General features: G+C 59.3%; 14 protein-coding genes. 4 read left to right on the plus strand and 10 right to left on the minus strand.

Features of this window, described 5'->3' with window-relative positions; translation table 11 throughout:
• Positions 1-15: 15 nt before the first annotated feature.
• On the minus strand, positions 16-1269 hold the full coding sequence (locus tag V6582_RS14030; RefSeq protein WP_156631815.1) for a sarcosine oxidase subunit beta family protein: 1254 nt from the start codon (positions 1267-1269) through the stop codon (positions 16-18).
• 630 nt (positions 1270-1899) lie between these two features.
• On the opposite strand from V6582_RS14030, the gene rpsU reads away from it, so the two are divergent.
• Positions 1900-2139 (plus strand): 30S ribosomal protein S21, encoded by a 240-nt coding sequence (gene rpsU, locus V6582_RS14035; protein WP_337739246.1) that lies wholly within the window; start codon positions 1900-1902, stop codon positions 2137-2139.
• Positions 2140-2654: 515 nt separating this feature from the next.
• Entirely contained in the window at positions 2655-3485 is an 831-nt protein-coding gene (locus V6582_RS14040; RefSeq protein ID WP_156631859.1) for a tetratricopeptide repeat protein, read from the plus strand.
• A gap of 89 nt (positions 3486-3574) precedes the next feature.
• On the opposite strand, the gene V6582_RS14045 is transcribed toward V6582_RS14040, so the two are convergent.
• Positions 3575-3799 carry an aa3-type cytochrome c oxidase subunit IV gene (locus V6582_RS14045; protein WP_156631816.1) on the minus strand — a complete coding sequence of 75 codons (225 nt, stop codon included), beginning with the start codon at positions 3797-3799 and terminating at the stop codon, positions 3575-3577.
• A gap of 265 nt (positions 3800-4064) precedes the next feature.
• On the opposite strand from V6582_RS14045, the gene V6582_RS14050 reads away from it, so the two are divergent.
• Complete coding sequence (locus V6582_RS14050; protein ID WP_156631817.1) at positions 4065-4604, plus strand: TRAP transporter small permease subunit; 540 nt, start codon at positions 4065-4067, stop codon at positions 4602-4604.
• Between the two features lie 83 nt (positions 4605-4687).
• Positions 4688-6205 carry a TRAP transporter large permease gene (locus V6582_RS14055; RefSeq protein ID WP_156631818.1) on the plus strand — a complete coding sequence of 506 codons (1518 nt, stop codon included), beginning with the start codon at positions 4688-4690 and terminating at the stop codon, positions 6203-6205.
• A 39-nt stretch (positions 6206-6244) separates the two neighbouring features.
• On the opposite strand, the gene V6582_RS14060 is transcribed toward V6582_RS14055, so the two are convergent.
• The 8 genes from V6582_RS14060 to V6582_RS14095 all read right to left on the minus strand — a co-directional run bounded on the left by V6582_RS14060 (position 6245) and on the right by V6582_RS14095 (position 19150).
• Positions 6245-7294: a DUF2332 domain-containing protein gene (locus V6582_RS14060; protein WP_156631819.1), complete on the minus strand. Its 1050-nt coding sequence runs from the start codon at positions 7292-7294 to the stop codon at positions 6245-6247.
• A 1-nt stretch (position 7295) separates the two neighbouring features.
• On the minus strand, positions 7296-7784 hold the full coding sequence (locus tag V6582_RS14065) for a MaoC family dehydratase (protein ID WP_070153548.1): 489 nt from the start codon (positions 7782-7784) through the stop codon (positions 7296-7298).
• 303 nt (positions 7785-8087) lie between these two features.
• Positions 8088-10037, minus strand: coding sequence for a glycogen debranching protein GlgX (gene glgX, locus V6582_RS14070; RefSeq protein ID WP_156631820.1), 1950 nt, complete (start codon positions 10035-10037; stop codon positions 8088-8090).
• A gap of 14 nt (positions 10038-10051) precedes the next feature.
• Positions 10052-11680, minus strand: a complete 1629-nt coding sequence (locus V6582_RS14075; protein ID WP_156631821.1) for an alpha-D-glucose phosphate-specific phosphoglucomutase — start codon at positions 11678-11680, stop codon at positions 10052-10054.
• Positions 11681-11687: 7 nt separating this feature from the next.
• Positions 11688-13124, minus strand: a complete 1437-nt coding sequence (gene glgA / locus V6582_RS14080; RefSeq protein WP_156631822.1) for a glycogen synthase GlgA — start codon at positions 13122-13124, stop codon at positions 11688-11690.
• Complete coding sequence (glgC, locus tag V6582_RS14085; RefSeq protein WP_156631823.1) at positions 13121-14395, minus strand: glucose-1-phosphate adenylyltransferase; 1275 nt, start codon at positions 14393-14395, stop codon at positions 13121-13123. Before glgC ends, glgA begins: the two co-directional genes overlap by 4 nt.
• A 37-nt stretch (positions 14396-14432) precedes the next feature.
• The gene (gene glgB, locus V6582_RS14090) at positions 14433-16682 is read right to left on the minus strand and encodes a 1,4-alpha-glucan branching protein GlgB (protein ID WP_156631824.1); all 2250 of its coding nucleotides are present in this window, start codon (positions 16680-16682) and stop codon (positions 14433-14435) included.
• Positions 16682-19150: a glycogen/starch/alpha-glucan phosphorylase gene (locus V6582_RS14095; protein ID WP_156631825.1), complete on the minus strand. Its 2469-nt coding sequence runs from the start codon at positions 19148-19150 to the stop codon at positions 16682-16684. The genes glgB and V6582_RS14095 overlap by 1 nt, the downstream gene beginning before the upstream one ends.
• Between the last annotated feature and the right edge of the window lie 175 nt (positions 19151-19325).

A 19325-nucleotide genomic window follows, 5' to 3' on the forward strand; every position in this document is an offset into this window, starting at 1 on the left:
CTCAATCCCTCTTTATTAGTGCGCCACAGCGGCGGCTGCCGCTTCATCAATCAACCGTCCGGTGCGGAACCGATCCAGCGTCAGGCCCTTGGCCAGTGCATGGGGCTCGCCCTTGGCGATCAGATGGGCAAACAGGTTGGCAGAACCCGGCGTGGCCTTGAAGCCGCCCGTGCCCCAGCCGCAATTGACAAACAGGTTTGGCACAGGCGTCACACTCTGGATCGGCGAGCGGTCGGCTGTGTTGTCGGTAATGCCGCCCCATTGGCGCATCATCTTGACGCGGCGGAAAATGGGGAAGAGCTCACAAATCGCATCCAGCGTGTGGGTGATGATCTGCAAACCGCCGGTCTGGGAATAGGAATTATACTGGTCGGTGCCTGCGCCAATCACCAGTTCGCCCTTATCCGATTGCGAGATATAGGCATGCACGGTGTTGGACATCACCACGCAGGGGAAAATCGGCTTCAGCGGCTCAGATACCAGCGCCTGCAACGGCGTGGAATGGATTGGCAGGCGCACATCGGCCATGCCCATGACCATGGAATTATGGCCCGAGGCCGAAACGCCGATTTTCTTTGCGCCAATAAAGCCCTTGGAGGTCTCAACGCCGGTGACTTCACCGTTTGGTCCACGACGAATAGCCGTGACCTCGCAATTTTGAATGATATGCACGCCGCGATCAGATGCCGCGCGGGCATAGCCCCAGGCCACGGCATCATGGCGGGCCGTGCCGCCGCGCCGTTGCAGAGCGGCACCATTGATGGGGTAACGGGCGGTTTTGGCAATCTCCAGCGGCGGGCAGAAAGCCTTGGCCTGTTCTGGCGTCAGCCACTCATTATCAATGCCATAGAGCGTGTTGGCGTGAACGTGGCGCTTGAAGCTCTGCTTGTCATGCACATTGTGCGACAGCATCATCACACCGCGGGCCGAATACATCACATTGTAATTCAGCTCCTGGCTCAAGCCCTCCCAGAGTTTCAGGGAGTGCTCGTAAATGTCCATGCTCTCTTCATAGAGATAGTTGGAGCGAATGATGGTGGTGTTGCGGCCTGTGTTGCCGCCGCCAATCCAGCCTTTTTCAATCACGGCAATATTGGTGATGCCATGTTCCTTGGCCAGATAATAGGCAGCACCCAGACCATGGCCGCCGCCGCCGATGATGATGACGTCATAGGATTTGCGCGGCTCTGGTGAGGTCCATTGCGCGCTCCAGCCTGTATGGGCGCGAAGCGCCTCGCGGGCTACGGCAAAAACCGAATATTTGCGCATTCGCGTCATCTCCTTCAGGCGTTATCCAGCCTGGCTGTTTTGCGTCCGCGTGTGTCGCTGGCCATGGAAGGGCCGGGCGGCTGCGGATGCAGGGGCGTTCAGGTTGTTCTACGATGGCTCGCAGGGGTCCAGATCTTAAGCTTATGCCAGAAACAATCATAGATTCCGACAGGCTTTTAATCCATCGCACTTGCCACCACACTGGCCCCATACTGACCATCGCGCTGGCGTCCTATAACGCTGGCATCAATGGACACCGCGGGGTCGTCGGGTCATCGTGGACAAAGCAAGCTGTGACAGATCGATAAAGACCATGTCCCTTTCTTTGCGACACGCTTCTATCGGTCTTTTGACACATGGCCAATATCTCGCCTGCCACGATCGCTTCACCGGCGGTCGCAGAACCACATAGGAGTGATGTTTTGCAGGGCGGCGCCGCTTGGTTGCGGATTTTTTTGGGCAGCGGCACTTGCCGTCTGGACTTCGAAAGTCCGATCTGTTATTGGCGCTCCCTAATCGCTGGTCCTGCGGGCCAGCGGAACACTCTTTTTTGGTCCGTGAAAGGCATGGTTCGGCAGAATTCGTGTCCCGGCGGAAAACGACCACCAAACCAAAGGAACGGGATTCGACGTGCAGGTACTTGTCCGCGATAACAACGTTGATCAGGCGCTTCGCGCCTTGAAGAAGAAGATGCAGCGCGAAGGCATCTTCCGTGAAATGAAAATGCGTGACTATTATGAAAAGCCGTCGCAAAAGCGCGCTCGCGAAAAGGCTGAAGCCGTTCGCCGCGTTCGCAAGCTGGCCCGCAAGAAGATGCAGCGCGAAGGCCTGATTGCCGCTCCGGCACGTCCGGCACTTGGCAGCCGCTAATTGACGTTTCCCGCGTTTTTTCAAAGCGCGACATGATCCGATTGAGCGGCAGCGATCAGTTCGCGGCCGCTTTTTCGTGTGAAATTTTCTATGACAGGCAGATCGGCAGCCGGCATAGTCGCGTCGTGGCCGGGCTATAGCCTCATTCGGGACATTGGACCGGCGCGCTGCCATAGAGTTTTGTTGTCGCATCGGATTCGTCGCAAAACCGGTTTCTACGTTTCGGTCCGATGCTATAAAGGCCGCAAATTGCTGGAATGATGTGGTTTTTGCATTTGCGCGGTGGAAACCGTCTGCATTCGGATGTAAGCCAAGTTTCGGGATAAACAGGTCTCGGTATAGACAAGTCTCCGGATAAAGTTTTGTTGAACGGACAGAACTTTAGGAACGCTGCGGCGTTTCCTTTTCAGTTTCGGCATAGTCCGACGTTTTGAACAGGTGGAACGGAAAGCATGACGCCAATGGTCGATAAGGTTTTCAACTCCGGTCCAACAGCCGGTCGCCTGGGGGCTAACATGCGCGGCAAAAGCTGCCATATGCTGGCGCTTGGCCTCACCGCCATGCTGACGCTTGCCGGATGCCAATCCACCAATCAGTCAAGCGACATGATCAGCATCGATCGCGATCAGGGCTCCAAGGAAAATATTTCCTCGCTGTCGTCGGTTATCGCGTCCAATCCACGCGACCCAGGCGGCTATAACGTGCGGGGCTCCGCCTATGGCCGGGCTGGCGAGTTCCAGAAGGCGCTGGCCGACTTCAACACCGCGCTGCAACTCAACCCGAATTTCTATCAGGCCTATGCCAACCGCGCGCTTGTCTATCGCAATATGGGCAAGCCGGTGGAAGCCGCCAATGATTATACCGCTGCGCTGAAGATCAATGGCAGCTATGATGTCGCCTATATCGGCCGTGGCAATATCTACCGCCAGGCGGGCCGGGTGGATGAGGCATTTCAGGATTTCTCCAAGGCAATCGAGCTGGATACCACCGATGGCCGCGCCTATCACAATCGTGGCCTGATCTTCCAGCTGCGTGGCCAGCACGACAAGGCGATCGACGATTTTTCCAAGGCGATCTCGCTGTCGCCCAGCGCGCCTGAGCCTTATAACGGCCGTGGCGTGAGCTATCTGGCGCTGAACGACGACGAAAACGCCTTTGCCGATTTCAACCATGCCATCGACATGAATCCGAAGCTGGCTGAATCCTGGGCCAATCAGGCGCTGGTCTACGAGCGGCGCGGCGACAAGGTCAAGGCGGCCAAGTCCTACGCCCATGCCCTGAGCCTGGATGGCAAATACACGCCTGCCCGCGATGGTCTTGCCCGCACACGCGGCTCGACAAGCTGAAGCAACTGACACAGTTCCATAGAAAAGGCCGGCATTGCCGGCCTTTCAGTTCTGGAGATTGGTCAGTTCTGGAGATTGGCAATCGCGGTTTACCGCATCATGAAAACGCCGATGACGCTGAGGATCAGGAACACCAAAATGCCGCCGAGAAATCCGGCTGTGGTGAAAAATCCGGCGGCCATGGCGATCATCAGCGCCACGAGAATGACGGTGCCATATTTCGACGCGGCTATGAAACTGTCATAGGTCCGTTCGTGGGCGGGATAATCCATCGAGGCGCCCGTTTCGACCGGGCCGGAATGGTCTTCGCTCATGCTCTTACTCCCCAAAAGCGTGTATTTCCCACAGGCTACCGCATAATTCTTAAAACCGGAACTGGTTTTCAAGAGAAAATCATGCCGCAAATTTAAAATGCTACAGCATCATCCGCTTGATGAAACGGATAGTGCCGTAGAACTTTAGGCGAACTTGACAGGCTTTCAAGGCCAAACTCCTGCTAATCCCGTGCATGGCAGGCCACCGCCCGGTTGCGCATGTCCGCCCCTTGTTCTAAGCAAATAAGGGAGTTGGGAGGCTTATATGACTGTTTTGCTGGCATGGGGGCGGGCTATCGATGCGCTAAGCGCGGGCGTTGGCCGGGTGGCGGAATATCTGGTCATGCTGTGCTGCCTGATCAGCGCCGGTAACGCGATTATTCGGTATCTGTTCAATATCAGTTCAAACGGCTGGCTGGAAATACAGTGGTATCTGTTTGCCTATGTCGTTGTGCTGGGGGCATCGCATACCTTGCGCAAGAACGGCCATGTCCGGGTCGATCTGATTTATGGATCGGTGTCGGAGCGCAAGCGGCTGTGGATCGACCTGATCGGTCTCGTGCTGTTTCTTTTACCGGTCTGTATTTTCCTGACCTGGCTGTGCTGGCCGTTTTTCTGGCTATCCTATCAGCAGGGCGAAATGTCGGCCAATGCCGGTGGCTTGATCCGCTGGCCGGTCAAGCTGATCCTGGTGACGGGTTTCGGGCTTTTGACCTTGCAGGGCCTGTCGGAACTGATCAAGCGCATTGCCGCACTGACCGGCCGCATCGATATCGACGTCAGCTACGAAAAGCCGCTGCAATAATATCTGCCTGCCCGTCCCGTTGATGCCTTCCGGCGTCCGGGGACGACAGCAGAGCGGAAGGACATGCCTGAGGGGGACGTGTTATGTTTGATTTCGGAATTATTCCGCCCGCGATGTTTCTGGGCATGGTGCTGTTCATGCTGTTCGGCTTTCCGGTGGCGTTTTCGCTGGGCGCGGTCGGCATGTTCTTCGGCATGATCGGTATCGCCACCGGCCATTTCAGCGAAATGTTTCTTCAGGCCCTGCCGCTGCGGTTCTTCGGTATCGTCTCCAACGATCTGTTGCTGGCCATTCCCTTCTTCACCATGATGGGGTCCATTCTGGAGCGGTGCGGGCTGGCGGAAGACCTTCTGGAAGGTACGGGCAAGCTGTTTGGCGCGGTGCCGGGTGGCATTGCCTATGCGGTGATTTTCGTCGGCGCCATTCTGGGCGCGATTACCGGCACGGTGGCGGCCTCGGTCATCACCATGGGCATGATCTCGCTGCCGGTCATGTTGCGCTATGGCTATAACCAGCGGATCGCCACCGGCGTCATCGCGGCGTCGGGAACGATGGCCCAGCTTATTCCGCCATCGCTGGTGCTGGTCATTCTGTCCGACCAATTGGGCAAGTCGGTGGGCGACATGTATATGGGCGCCATCGGCCCGGCTGGCATGCAGATCGCCATCTATATGCTGTTCATCCTGGCGATTTCGATTTTCCGGCCTTCGCTGGTGCCACCTTTGCCGAAGGAAGTACGCGGCGAGCTGGATGGCCGGCTGATCGGCAAGGTTCTGGCCGGCATGCTGCCGTCCATCGTGCTGATTTTCCTGGTGCTGGGCACGATTTTCCTTGGTCTTGCCACGCCGACGGAAGCGGGGGCGCTGGGTGTCGTCGGCGCGCTGGTGCTGGCGGCGGTGCATCGGCGGTTGACCAGGGTGCTGGTGCGTCAGGCGATGGAATCGACCATGACCATCACCTCGATGGTGGTGATGATCCTGATCGGCTCCACCTGTTTCAGCCTGGTGTTTCAGGGCATGGACGGTTCCCGTTGGATCGAGCATCTGCTGTCCGGCCTGCCGGGGGGACAGCTAGGCTTCCTGATCTTCGTCAACTTCTTCATTTTCTTCCTCGCCTTTTTCCTCGATTTCTTCGAAATCGCCTTCATCGTCATCCCGATGCTGGCACCGGTGGCGCAGCATCTGGGCATCGACCTGATCTGGTTCGGGGTGCTGATCTGCGTCAATATGCAGACCAGTTTCATGCACCCGCCCTTTGGCTTTGCGCTGTTCTACCTGCGCAGCGTGGCACCGAAGAGCGTCAAGACCCGCGAAATCTACCTCGGCTCTATCCCGTGGATCTGCATGCAGCTGGTTATTGTCGGCGTGGTGATTTTCTGGCCGCAATCGGTGACCATGTGGGTGGAAAAGGCCAAGGATATCGACCTCGACAAGGTGAAGATCGAAGTACCGGGCTTTGGGGCAGGCGGCGGTGGCATGAGCCTGCCTTCGCTTGGCGATGGGTCTGGCCTGAATTTCGGCACGCCCCCCGGCCTGGGCGGAGCAAGCGCCCCTGCGGCAAAGCCTGCCATGGATCTCAGCCAGCCGCCGGTGTTCAAATAAGGCAGCGGGTGGCGTGTCGAAAGAAAGCAGCGTGGCGGTTCAGGCTGTCCAGCCCTGCCATTTGACCCATCGGCCATGGAAATCGGCGCGGCCGATCTCCTGGCGCTCACCGCCCGGCCAGATTTGCAGATTGAGGCTGGCGCCATCGCGCTGGCCATCTGCTTCCATTTGCAGGCGGGCGAACGGGGCCTGCGCCGTTGCCCGTTGACCGGCTTGTGCAATCAGCGCTTCGCCCTCGGCTTTCAGTGCCTGGGGAAAATATTGCCAGGCGATGGAATGATAGACGACATGCATCTGGCCCGGATGGGACGGAGCCAGTCTTTGCGTCAGCCAGTCGATTGCATCCATGCGGTCCACGTAAAGATCGTTGCTTCGTGCCAGCGCCAGGGCTGCTTTGGTGCGCTCAAGCCGGTCGGCCTGATCGGCCCAGATATAGGAAAACAACCGCTCGCAATCCTCAGCCTTGGCGGGATCGAGAGGGTTGAGATCGCAACCGGCCCGTTCCGTAACGGTGATCGTCGCAGATGGCGGCGGTGGGCCTTGCCAGTCGGGTGCGAGCAGAACCGGCGAACCATCGCCCCAGCTCGCTTCACCCAGCCGATAGGCATAGCGGTCCCATTGCAGGTTCAGCCCGGCGCTGGCGCCGATCTCCGACAACCGCAACGGCAGGCCGAACAGCGAGGCAATGGTGAGGAAGCCCGGCAAAAGGGCTGCGGAACGGCGGACCTCATTGGTCTGCGGCGCAGAATTCAGCCGGGCCTGCATGAAGGCTTGATGGTCGCGGAAGGCGGCTTCGACTGCGGCCCAAAGCGCGTCGTCCGTGGCGACATGAGGCGGATAGACAGCAGTCAGATCAGGACTTTCCCTGCTCAAAACCAGGGCATGAAGCGTACCCGCCAACCGCAGCGGCACGGAATCACCGGCAGACGTGATGTCGCCTGGCCAATCGATCAGCCGCGCGCCAATCGCGCTTGCGGGCGTCAGCCGCTCGGCGGCAAGACGGCACAGCCTTGCGGTGAAGGGTGAGCCAAGACTGTCACAGGAGCGGGCCTGATCGGTGAGGGCATGACGCAGGCTGTCAATCGTCATCTCAAACCCCTTCCGGCCGGTTTTCGGGGTCGAACTGGATGATGGTCTGCCAGATGGCGGTGAGCGCCGGTTTGCGCTCCTCCTCGATCTCGACACTGACATCATAGGTGGTCATCAGCATGCCTGCGCCGCGAAACCGGGCACCAGCCAGCACGAAGCGGCCGCGCACCCGCTTTCCCGAGCGGACCGGCGCCATCAGCCGGATTTTCTCAAAGCCGTAATTGATGCCCATAGTTTGTTCGCGGATCACCGGCAGGCAATCGTAATTCATTGCCGATAGCAGCGAGATCGTCAGAAACCCATGGGCAATGGTGCCGCCATAGGGTGTTTCGGCCTTGGCGCGTTCAGGATCGGTATGGATGAACTGGTGATCGCCGGTGGCGGTGGCGAAGGCATCGATCATGGTTTGATCGACGGTGATCCATTTGGATATGCCCAGTTCCTCCCCGACCAGGGCCGGGACATCTGCGAGAGAAATTTGACGCTGCATGCTCTGCTCTCGTTGGGTTGGGGCTCTGGTGGGTGTCCAGATCAAGAAGAACCCTATCGCCATTTGTGGCGGCTGAAAATCACGCACTCGATAATTGGGTGAAACCATGTCCTGAATGCTCAGAATCAAGCGCAAAGAGTGAGAAAATCGTTAATTCCGGTGTGCCGGGGAATGGTTTAAGGACGGTGTCGATAAAAATCATTCAATGAATGTAGACGCTTATCATGTCGTTTCTACGTCCGGCTCCCGTGGAAACCATGAGGCCCGGCATTGGCGGTCAAGGCAGACCTGTTGCGGGCGGTCTCAGCCCTCGACGAGAAATGCCACATGGCGGGGTTCGATCATCAGTTTTGAAACAGCTGCATCCGAAAAAATCTCCCGCCATCTCCCGCCTGATGAGGCGGGAAGATCGACCGTGCGCGCTTCACCGCGATTGATCAGGATTGCCAGCCGCGTGTCGCGTCCTGTGGTGCGATCCGGGGTGGCCACCAGCAGGCCTAAGAAGCGGGTCTGTGGATTTTGCCAGGTCTCGACGCTCATAGTCAGGCCGGATGCATCGATCCAGCTGACATCGCCATTGCCGGTGAAAAAGCCCGGATCTGCAAGGGCCGGAAACCGCCGGCGAAGGGCGGCCAGCCGCCCGGTATGGGCGACCAGATCGGCATCGAGCACTGACCAATCCAGCCAGGTGATGGCATTGTCCTGGCAATAGGCATTGTTGTTACCGCGCTGGCTGCGTGCGCCTTCGTCGCCAGCCGTCAGCATCACCCAGCCTTTCGAGACAAACAGGGTGGAGAGCAGAGCGATACAATCACGCTTGCGGGCGGCAAGGATATCAGGGTCGCCGGTCTCACCCTCCGTGCCATTGTTCCAGCTGTGATTGTCACTATGGCCGTCTCTGTTATCCTCGCCATTCGCCTCATTGTGCTTATCGGCATAGGACACCAGATCGAGCAGCGTGAAACCATCATGGGCGGCGATGAAATTGACGCTGCGGGTGTGGGTGCTGCCGTTACGCGAGAAAATATCCGATGAACCCGCCAGCACCGTCGCCATCTCGCCGGTCAACCCGTCATCGCCGCGCCAGAAGCGGCGCATGGTGTCGCGGGCGCGGTCGTTCCATTCCAGAAACGGTGCTGGGAAGTTGCCGAGCTGGTAGCCGCCGGGGCCGATATCCCAGGGCTCGGCAATCATCACCCGGTCCTTTAAAATCGGGTCCTGGAGCATGGCGGTTAGCGTCTCGCCCTGCGCCTCAAAGCCTGTTGCCGTCCGTCCCAGCACCGGGGCGAGATCGAAACGGAAGCCATCGACGCCCGCCGCCATGACGAAATGGCGCAAAGTGTCGAGGATCAACTGGCGCACCACCGGTCTGTCGCAGGCAATGGTGTTGCCACAGCCGGTATCGTTGACCAGCACGCCCGGCTGGTCGGGCAGGTGCCGGTAATAGCTCCTGTTGTCGAGGCCGCGCATCGATAGCGTCGCGCCGAACCGGTCGCTTTCGCCGGAATGGTTGAAGACCAGATCGAGGATGACGCCGATGCCATTCTCATGCAGGCATTCGACGGTGCGGCGCAATTCCGCCACGCCGCCGGGGCAGAGGCGCGGGTCGAGCGCCATCAGGGCAATCGGGTTATAGCCCCAGCTGTTGGAAAGGCCGAGCGGCGGCAGGTGCCGTTCATCGATCCAGGCGGTGATCGGTAAAAGCTCCACCGCATCGACGCCAATGGCTTGCAGATGGGCGATGACGGACGGATGGGCGAGGGCCGCGACCGTGCCGCGCAGGTTTTCCGGCACGTCAGGGTGCAGCATGGTGAAGCCACGCACTGGCAATTCATAGATAAAGCCGCCATCTGGCAGGCGAGGCGGCTCCAGTACAGCATGTCCGGGCGCGGTCAGGATGGCCCTGGGCGTCAGATCGGCGGTATCTTCGCCAAGCCAGGTGAGGCGCGGATCGTGACGGAAGGGGCGGTCGATTTCCAGCGCATAGGGATCGACCAGCAGCTTGGCGGGATCAAACCACAGGCCTTGATCGGGATCATACGGCCCATGGGCGCGGTAGCCGTATCGTGCTCCAGCGACTAGTCCCTTGACGGTCAGCCGGTGCAGATCGTCTTCGCCGCGCTGCATCGGCAGGCGGCGAAGCTCTATGTTTCCGGTCTCATCGAACAGGCAAAGGTCCAGACGCTCGGCATCACGGGAATAGACCGCAAATTCCGCGCCTGTTGCCGTGAGACGAGCGCCAGCACCTGTCATAGGACCATCCGCGATCAGGTGATCACGGTTGGGGCGTCGCGGCCGGTGCGGGCCTTGATGCCGGCCAGCTCCTCGGCAGCAACAATCAGGTCGGCGAGTGCCTCCTGGGTTTCGATGCCGTGATTGGAGGAGTTTGGCTCATAGCGCTCGATATAGACGCGCAGTGTTGCACCCGACGTGCCGGTGCCGGACAGACGGAAGACCACCCGTGAGCCGCCCTCGAACATCACCCTGATGCCCTGTTTCTTGCTTTCGGAATGGTCGACCGGATCGTGATAGGCGAAGTCATCGGCCTTTTCGACCTTCAATTCGCCGATCATGGTGCCGGGCAGGGCGGGAAGCTTGGCGCGCAATGCATCCATCAACCCGTTTGCCGCATCCGAATCCACTTCCTCATAGTCATGGCGGGAGTAGAAATTGCGGCCATAGGAGGCCCAATGCTGGCGCACAATGTCCTGAACGCTTTCGCCACGGCTGGCCAGCACGTTCAGCCAGAGCAGGACTGCCCAGAGCCCGTCCTTTTCGCGCACATGGCTGGAGCCGGTTCCGGCACTTTCCTCGCCGCAGATCGTCACCTTGCCGGCGTCGAGCAGATTGCCGAAGAATTTCCAGCCGGTCGGGGTCTCGTACATGCCGATCTTCAGCCGCTCGGCGACGCGGTCGGCTGCGGCACTGGTCGGCATGGAGCGGGCAATGCCGGCAATGCCGCCGGAATAGCCGGGCGCCAGATTGGCATTGGCGGCCAGAATTGCCAGACTGTCTGATGGAGTGACGAATATGCCCTTGCCGATAATCAGGTTACGGTCGCCGTCGCCGTCGGAGGCTGCGCCGAAATCAGGCGCATCCGACCCCATCATCTCGTCATAAAGCTCTTTGGCATGAACGAGGTTCGGGTCGGGATGATGACCGCCGAAATCCGGCAGCGGAACGAAATTGCGCACCGTGCCATCAGGGGCGCCGAGGCGATTTTCGAGAATTTCCTTGGCATAGGGACCGGTGACCGCGCTCATCGCGTCGAACACCATGCGGAAGCCGAGGCTGAACAGATTGCGGATACCGGCAAAATCGAACAATTGCTCCATCAGCGCGGCATAATCGGCAACCGGGTCGATGACTTCGACAGTCATTTCGCCCAGATCGAATGTGCCGATCCGGTCGAGATTGATGTCGGCTGCCTCAACCGTCTTATAGGCGGTGATGGTCTTGGTATTGGTGTATATCGCGTCGGTGATCTTTTCGGGCGCAGGTCCACCATTGCCGATATTGTATTTGATGCCGAAATCTTCGGTCGGGCCGCCGGGATTGTGGCTGGCCGACAGCACGATGCCGCCAAAGGCCTTGTATTTGCGGATAATGTTGGAGGCCGCTGGCGTCGATAGAATGCCGCCCTGACCGACCAGCACCCGGCCAAAGCCGTTGGCCGCCGCCATCTTGATGGCTTTCTGGATGACTTCACGGTTGTAAAACCGGCCATCGCCACCAATTACCAGCGTCTTGCCTTTGAAATCCTCAAGCGAATCGAAAATCGACTGGATGAAGTTTTCGGCGTAATGCTCCTGCTGGAATTGGGGCACCTTCTTGCGCAGACCCGACGTGCCGGGTTTCTGGTCCGAATAGGGTTTGGTTGGAACCGTAATAATCATGCGTGTTTCAGCCTTTTCCGAGGAGGCGGTTATAAACATCGACGTAGCGCTGGGCGCTTGCTGTCCAGGATACGTCTGCTTTCATGCCCTGCTTCTGGATCTGATACCATAGTTTCTTGTCGTCGAAGAGGCGGATCGCCCGGCGTACCGCCTGTCGCAACCCTGCCACCGTGACCGGGGCGAACTGTATGCCGGTGGCAGCCTTTGCCGCAAGTGCCGCCGCATTGGCGTCGATGACCGTGTCATTCAAACCACCGGTGCGGCTCACCACCGGAACACAGCCGTAGCGCAGGCCGTAAAGCTGGGTCAAGCCGCAAGGTTCGAATCTTGACGGAATGAGGATGGCATCGGCACCCGCCTGCATCAGATGCGACAGCGGTTCGTTATAACCCATCACCATGCCGATCCGGCCCGGATGACGGCTGGCTGCCGCCTGCAAGGCCTCTTCCAGGGCGGGGTCGCCGGACCCCAGAATGACCAGTTTGCCGCCTGCGGCCACCAGATCGTCGGCGACCTCGGCCAGCACATCCATGCCCTTTTGCCAGGTGAGGCGGGAAATCACACAGAAAATCGGTGCCGCATCGTCATCAAGGCCGAAATGCCGGGTGAGTGCCTCGCGGTTGGCGACGCGCTTGCGCAGGGTAGCAGTGCTATAAGGGGAGGCGATCAGCCCGTCATCATCGGGGTTCCAGACGGCGGTATCGATGCCGTTGACGATACCGAACAGGTCATTGGCGCGGCTGGCGATCAGCCCTTCCATGCCCATGCCGAAATGCGGATCGAGAATTTCCTCGGCGTAAGACGGGCTGACGGTGCTGATGGCGTGGGCCGTGGCAATGCCGCCTTTCAGAAAAGCCAGTGTGCCGTAATATTCAAGCGCTTCCCACAGCGCATGCTCTGGCAGGCCAAGAGCGGGGAGAATGTCGGCGGAAAATTGCCCCTGAAAGGCGATGTTGTGAATGGTGATGAGGCTCGGAACTTCCGGCTTCTCATCGTAGCGCATATAAACCGGCACCAGAGCGGCCTGCCAATCGTGGACATGCACGAGGTCAGGTCGCCAATCATCCAGTGCGCCTTGGGCAATACGGGCACCCGCCAGCGACAACGCCGCGAACCGTTTCCAGTTGTCGGCGAAATCGCGGCCATCGCTGTCAACATAAGGGCCGCCAGCCCGCTTGTAGAGCGTTGGCGCATCAAGGATCAGCAGGTCCAGGCCCTCATGCCGGGCCGAAAGTACGGTTGCCGTCTCGCCGAGAAGGTCAGGCATATGCAGGAGCACATCCGTGTTAACAAGCTTGGCGAGGACTGCCGGATAGCCCGGCAGCAGGGTTCTGGTTTCTATGCCCAAGGGTTCGAGCGCCAGGGGCAGGGCGCCCGCCACATCGGCGAGACCGCCGGTCTTGATCAGCGGATAGACTTCCGATGCAACGGACAGGATGTTCATGTGCCCGATTGCTCCAGCTTGTCCAGCATGGCCTGGGTGATCAGGCAGATGCCGTTTTCACTGCGGCGGAAGCGTTTGGCGTCGATTTCCGGGTCCTCGCCGACAATCAGGCCTTCGGGGATGTTGACGCCATGGTCGATCACCACATTGGTCAAGCGGGCATGACGGCCAATGGTGACCTTGGGCAGAATGACGGCGCCTTCCAGTCTCGAATAGGAATTGGCGCGAACCCCGGTAAACAGCAGGCTGCGATAGAGCGTCGAGCCGGAAATGATGCAATCGCCCGAGACCAGAGAGGAAATCGCCGAACCGCGACGGCCTTCATCGTCGTGGACGAACTTTGCCGGCGGATTGATTTCGGCATAGGTCCAGATCGGCCAGGATTTATCGTAGATATCCAGTTCTGGCAGGATGTCGGTCAGGTCGACATTGGCCTGCCAATAGGCATCGATGGTGCCGACATCGCGCCAATAGGGGGTCTTTTCGAAATCCGAGCGCACGCAGGAGGAGGCAAAGCGATGCGCCACGGCTTTGCCATGCTCGACGATATAGGGAATGATGTCCTTGCCAAAATCCCGGCTGGAATTGGGGTCGGCGGCGTCGCGGCGCAGGCAATCCATCAGGAATTTGGTGTGGAACACATAAATGCCCATCGAGGCGAGCGCCATGGTCTCGTTGCCGGGAATGCCCGGTGGATCGGCGGGCTTTTCGACGAAGGCAATGATCTGGTCCTTTTCGTCGACATGCATGACACCGAAAGCCGAGGCTTCCATGCGTGGCACTTCCATGCAGCCAATGGTGACATCGGCACCACTGTCGACATGCTGCTGGAGCATGAATTCATAGTCCATCTTATAGACGTGGTCGCCCGCCAGGATCACCATATATTCCGGGCCATAAGGCTCGATAATATCGATATTCTGGAAGACGGCATCTGCCGTGCCTTCATACCATTGCGTTTCGGAAACGCGCTGGCTGGCGGGCAGGATGTCGAAGCTCTCATTGCGTTCCGGCCGCAGGAAATCCCAGCCGCGCTGCATGTGGCGGATCAGCGAATGGGCCTTGTACTGGGTGGCGACGCCGATGCGGCGAATGCCGGAATTTAGCGCGTTCGACAGGGCAAAATCGATAATCCGGGCCTTGCCGCCGAAATAGACGGCGGGTTTTGCCCGCCGGTCGGTCAGTTCCTTAAGGCGGCTGCCGCGTCCGCCGGCCAATACATAGGCCATGGCGTCACGCGCCAGCGGCTGAATTCTCTTTGTCGGCGTCATGTAATCTCCTCCCGCATGTCTAAAATACGTGTTCGTCTTACTGTTCCAACTCCAGCATGATCACAGCCAGCGGCGGCAGTGACAGCGTCGCGTGCGCCCATGGCGCCTTGTCGGGGGTCGTTGCCGCATCCAGTACGGCCTCCACCCGGCCGCCATTGCCCTTGCCGCTACCGCCATAGATCTCGGCATCGGTATTGAGGATTTCCCGCCACCGCCCGGCCACCGGCAGCGGAACGTCGTAACGCTCGTAATAGACCGGCGTCAGATTGGCGATGACAGCCACCGGCCGTTCACCGGGCGTCTTGCGCAACCAGGCAAAGACCGATTGATCGGCATCCTCGCTGATCAGCCATTCGAACCCTTCGCCCTCGCAGTCGCGGGCATGCAGCGCCGGCTTGTTGCGATAGGTAAAGTTCAGATCACGCACCAGACGGCGCATGCCCTCATGCAGCGGATATTGCAGCAGGTTCCAATCCAGCGACCGTTCCTCGCTCCATTCGCTCCACTGGGCAAATTCCTGGCCCATGAACAGCAGTTTCTTGCCGGGATAACCCCACATGAAGCCATAATAGGCGCGAAGATTGGCAAATTTCTGCCAGTCGTCGCCGGGCATTTTGGCAATCATCGAGCCTTTGCCATGCACCACTTCATCGTGGGAAATCGGCAGCATGAAATTTTCGCTATAGGCATAGATCAGCCCGAAGGTGATTTCATGATGGTGATGCTTGCGATGCACGGGGTCGCGGGCAAAATAGCTTAAAGTGTCGTGCATGAAGCCCATGTTCCACTTGAAGCCGAAGCCGAGACCGCCTTCATGCACAGGCTGGGACACTTTCGGCCAGGAGGTGCTTTCCTCGGCAATGGTCATCACCTGTGGATGGGCGCCGTAGATATGCTCGTTCATCTTTTGCAGGAAGCGCACCGCCTCCAGGTTTTCCCGCCCGCCATATTCGTTGGGGATCCACTCGCCTTCCTTGCGGGAATAATCGAGATAGAGCATCGAGGCGACCGCATCGACCCGCACGCCATCCAGGTGGAATTTTTCCGCCCAGTAGAGCGCATTGTTGACCAGATAGGACAGAACCTCGATCCGCCCGTAATTGTAGATCGCGGTGTTCCAGTCGGGGTGGAAGCCTTTGCGTGGGTCCTCATGCTCATAAAGAGCGGTGCCGTCGAAAAAGCGCAGCCCATGGGCATCGGTCGGGAAATGGGCCGGAACCCAGTCGAGAATGACGCTGAGGCCGACCTTGTGACAGCCGTTGACGAAGCGGGCAAAGCCTTCCGGCTCGCCAAACCGCGCACTCGGCGCATAAAGCCCTGTCGTCTGGTAGCCCCAGGACGGGTCATAGGGATGTTCTGATATGGGCAGGAATTCGATATGGGTAAAGCCCATCTCGGTGCAATAGGGGATCAGCCGTTCCGCCAGCTCGTCCCAGCTGAGAAAGGTGCCGTCAGGCCGCTTCTGCCAGGAACCGGCATGAACCTCGTAGACCGAGATCGGCTGACGGCGCTTGTCGATGCTGCCCCAATGGGCCAGATGCGCAGCATCCTCCCAGTCCTGGGAAAGCTCGGCGGCGGTGACGGAAGCGGTTTGCGGGCGAAATTCGCTGCGGCGGGCGAAAGGATCGGCCTTCAACGGCAAAAGCTCGCCATTGACGCCGATAATCTCGTATTTATAGGCAGAACCGGGCCGGACATCAGGGGCGAAAATCTCCCAGATGCCGGTATCGCGGCGCAACCGCATCACATGGCGGCGGCCATCCCATTCATTGAAATCGCCGACCACCGAGACCCGTCTTGCATTCGGCGCCCAGACGGCGAAATGAAAGCCATCGACGCCCTGATGCTTGATCGGGTGTGCGCCCATCTTGTCGAACAGCCGCAGATGCGATCCTTCGCGCAGGAAGTAATCGTCCATCGGACCGAGAACCGGGCCGAAACTATAGGGATCGGTCAGCGACCATTCCACATCGCCCCGGCAGGCGCGGTAGCGCAGCGGCTGCTGGGACTTGATCGCCACCGGACCGGCGAAAAAGCCAGCTGGGTCGAGACAGGCCAGCTCTCCGGCAAGGCTTCCGTCGAGTGTGAGCGCGGTAATGCTGTCGGCGCCCGGCACGAAACAGCGGGCAATAAAACCATCCGCACCGGCGTGTACGCCCAGCACCGAAAACGGATCGGTGTGCAGGCCCGCGACGATGGCTTCGATCTCGGCAGAAGAAAGGTGGTCAGTCGAGTGCGGATTTCCGCTCTCGGCTGATGCCTGCGTCTGCCTGGTTGTTTTCTTCATCAGGCTCTCCAGATGTCGGCCGTATACTGTCTGATCGTCCGGTCGGAGGAGAACCAGCCCATGCGGGCCGTATTTAGAATGGCTTTGGATTGCCAGAGGGGCTGGTCGGTCCAGACCGCATCCACCTGACGTTGGGCTGTGGCATAGGCATCGAAATCGGCAGCCACCATGAACCAGTCATGGTTATAGAGCCCATCCACCAGGCTGGAGAACCGGTCCCGATCGTCAGGCGAGAACACGCCGGACGCAATGGCGGCCAGCGCCTGTGACAGTTCGCGCGACCGTTCGATGATCGGGCGTGGGGTGTGCCCCTCGGCACGCACCTTGCCGACCTCTTCCGCAGTCATTCCAAAGATAAAGATATTGTCTTCTCCGACGTGATCGCGCATTTCCACATTGGCCCCATCAAGGGTGCCGATGGTCAGCGCACCGTTTAACGCGAACTTCATGTTCCCGGTTCCCGATGCTTCCATGCCGGCGGTGGAAATTTGTTCGGAGAGGTCGGCAGCCGGCACCATGACCTCGGCCAGCGACACATTGTAATTGGGAATGAACACCACTTTCAGCAGGCCGCGCACCGACGGGTCGTTGTTGATGACCCGCGCGACGTCATTGGCCAGTTTGATGATCAGCTTGGCATTGTGATAGCTCGGCGCTGCTTTGCCTGCGAACAGCTTGACGCGCGGCGCCCAGTCGCGTTCCGGATGCGAGCGGATCTGGTCGTAGAGCGCCACGGTCTCGATGATGTTCAGGAGCTGGCGCTTGTATTCGTGGATGCGCTTGATCTGGATATCGAACATGGCAGAGGGATCGAGCCGGATGCCCATGCGGCTGGCGACCAGATTGGCCAGCTGCTCCTTGTTGGCCCGCTTGACGGCGGCAAATTTCTGCTGGAAGGCGCTGTCCTTGGCAAAGCCATCCAGCGCGGTCAGCTTTTCGGCATCGTCGAGGAAGTCGTCACCGATTGCTTCGCGGATCAGCGAGGTCAGGCCGGGATTGCACTGCATCAGCCAACGGCGTGGTGTGATGCCATTGGTCTTGTTGTTGATCCGGTCCGGGTAGAGCTTGTGCAGGGTGGCAAACACCGTTTCCTTCATCAGCTCGGTATGCAGGGCCGAGACGCCATTGATCGAATGGGAGCCCATGAAGGCCAGATTGCCCATCCGCACCCGGCGGTCGCCGCTTTCATCGATCAGCGACAGGCTGGTGATTTCCAGATCGGTGAAATTCTTCTGCTTGCGCGCTTCCACCAGGCATTTGGCGTTGATCGCGTAAACCAGCTGCATATGGCGCGGCAACAGCCGCTCGAACAACGGCACCGGCCAGCTTTCCAGCGCTTCGGGCAGAAGCGTGTGGTTGGTATAGGAGAAGGTCTCGCGGGTCACGTCCCAGGCGGTGTCGAAATCCATGCCGTGGACGTCGGTCAATTGCCGCATCAGTTCAGCGACAGAGACGGCAGGATGGGTGTCGTTGAGCTGGATCGCCACCTTTTTCGGCAGGTCGGTCAGCGCATTGCCCTGTTGCAGGTGGCGCCGGACGATGTCTTGAAGCGATGCCGAGCAGAAGAAATATTCCTGCCGCAACCGCAGTTCCTGGCCAGCCGCAGTGGCATCGGCTGGATAAAGCACCCGGGTCAGGCTTTCAGCCCGGTTGCTTTCGCGCAGCGCACCAATATGGTCGCCCGCATTGAAGGCATCGAGCAGGATCGGGTCGATCGGCTGGGCCGACCAGAGGCGAAGCGTGTTGATACGCTCGCCGCGCCAGCCGACGATTGGCGTGTCATAGGCGGTGGCGATCACCCGCTCGCTCGGCTTCCAGACGTGGCGGATTTCCTCGCCGCTGGTGCCGTTGGAGGCGGTCTCAACGCCGCCGCCGAAGCCGACTTCGTAAGAGCTTTCACGCCGCTCGAATTCCCAGGGATTGCCGTGGGCGAGCCAGGTTTCCGGCAGTTCCACCTGCCAGCCATCGGCCATCTGCTGGCGAAACAGGCCGTGGACGTAGCGGATACCATAGCCATAGGCCGGGATATTCACCGTCGCCATGCTTTCCATGAAACAGGCGGCCAGACGGCCAAGCCCGCCATTGCCCAGTGCCGCATCGGGTTCCAGCCCGGCGATGACGCCAAGATCGACACCGAGCGATTCCAGCGCCGCCTTGATCTCTTCGACCAGGCCGAGATTGGTCATCGCATCGCGCATCAACCGGCCGATCAGAAACTCCAGCGACAGATAATAGACCCGCTTGGCATTGGTGGAATAGGTCTGGCGGGTGGATTCCATCCACTTGTCGATGATGCGGTCGCGCACCACCAGAATGGTGGCGGTCAGCCAGTCATGAGGCTTGGCAACCTTGGCGTCCTTGCCGATACCATAGGTCAGCCGCTCGATGATTTCGGCGGCCAGCGTTTCCGGATTGGAGACGCGGGGCTTTGGAAGGGGGAGGTCGGCCTTTGGATGAGTTTCATTCATGACTTCGCCACATGGTGAGGAGGAAAGGGCAGGGCGCGAGACCGATGGTCATGCGGTTTGCCAACCACCGGCACATACAGTGTATGCATCCTTGGCGAATAGTTGCAACAGCGTATTTTTTTGAAGAGCAGTCGTTGCTTCGTGTTTTTATGGCTCAGTTAAGCCCCGGATTATT

It is taken from the genome of Agrobacterium vitis (genome assembly GCF_037039395.1).
In the GTDB taxonomy this organism is placed as follows: Bacteria; Pseudomonadota; Alphaproteobacteria; order Rhizobiales; family Rhizobiaceae; genus Allorhizobium; species Allorhizobium vitis_E.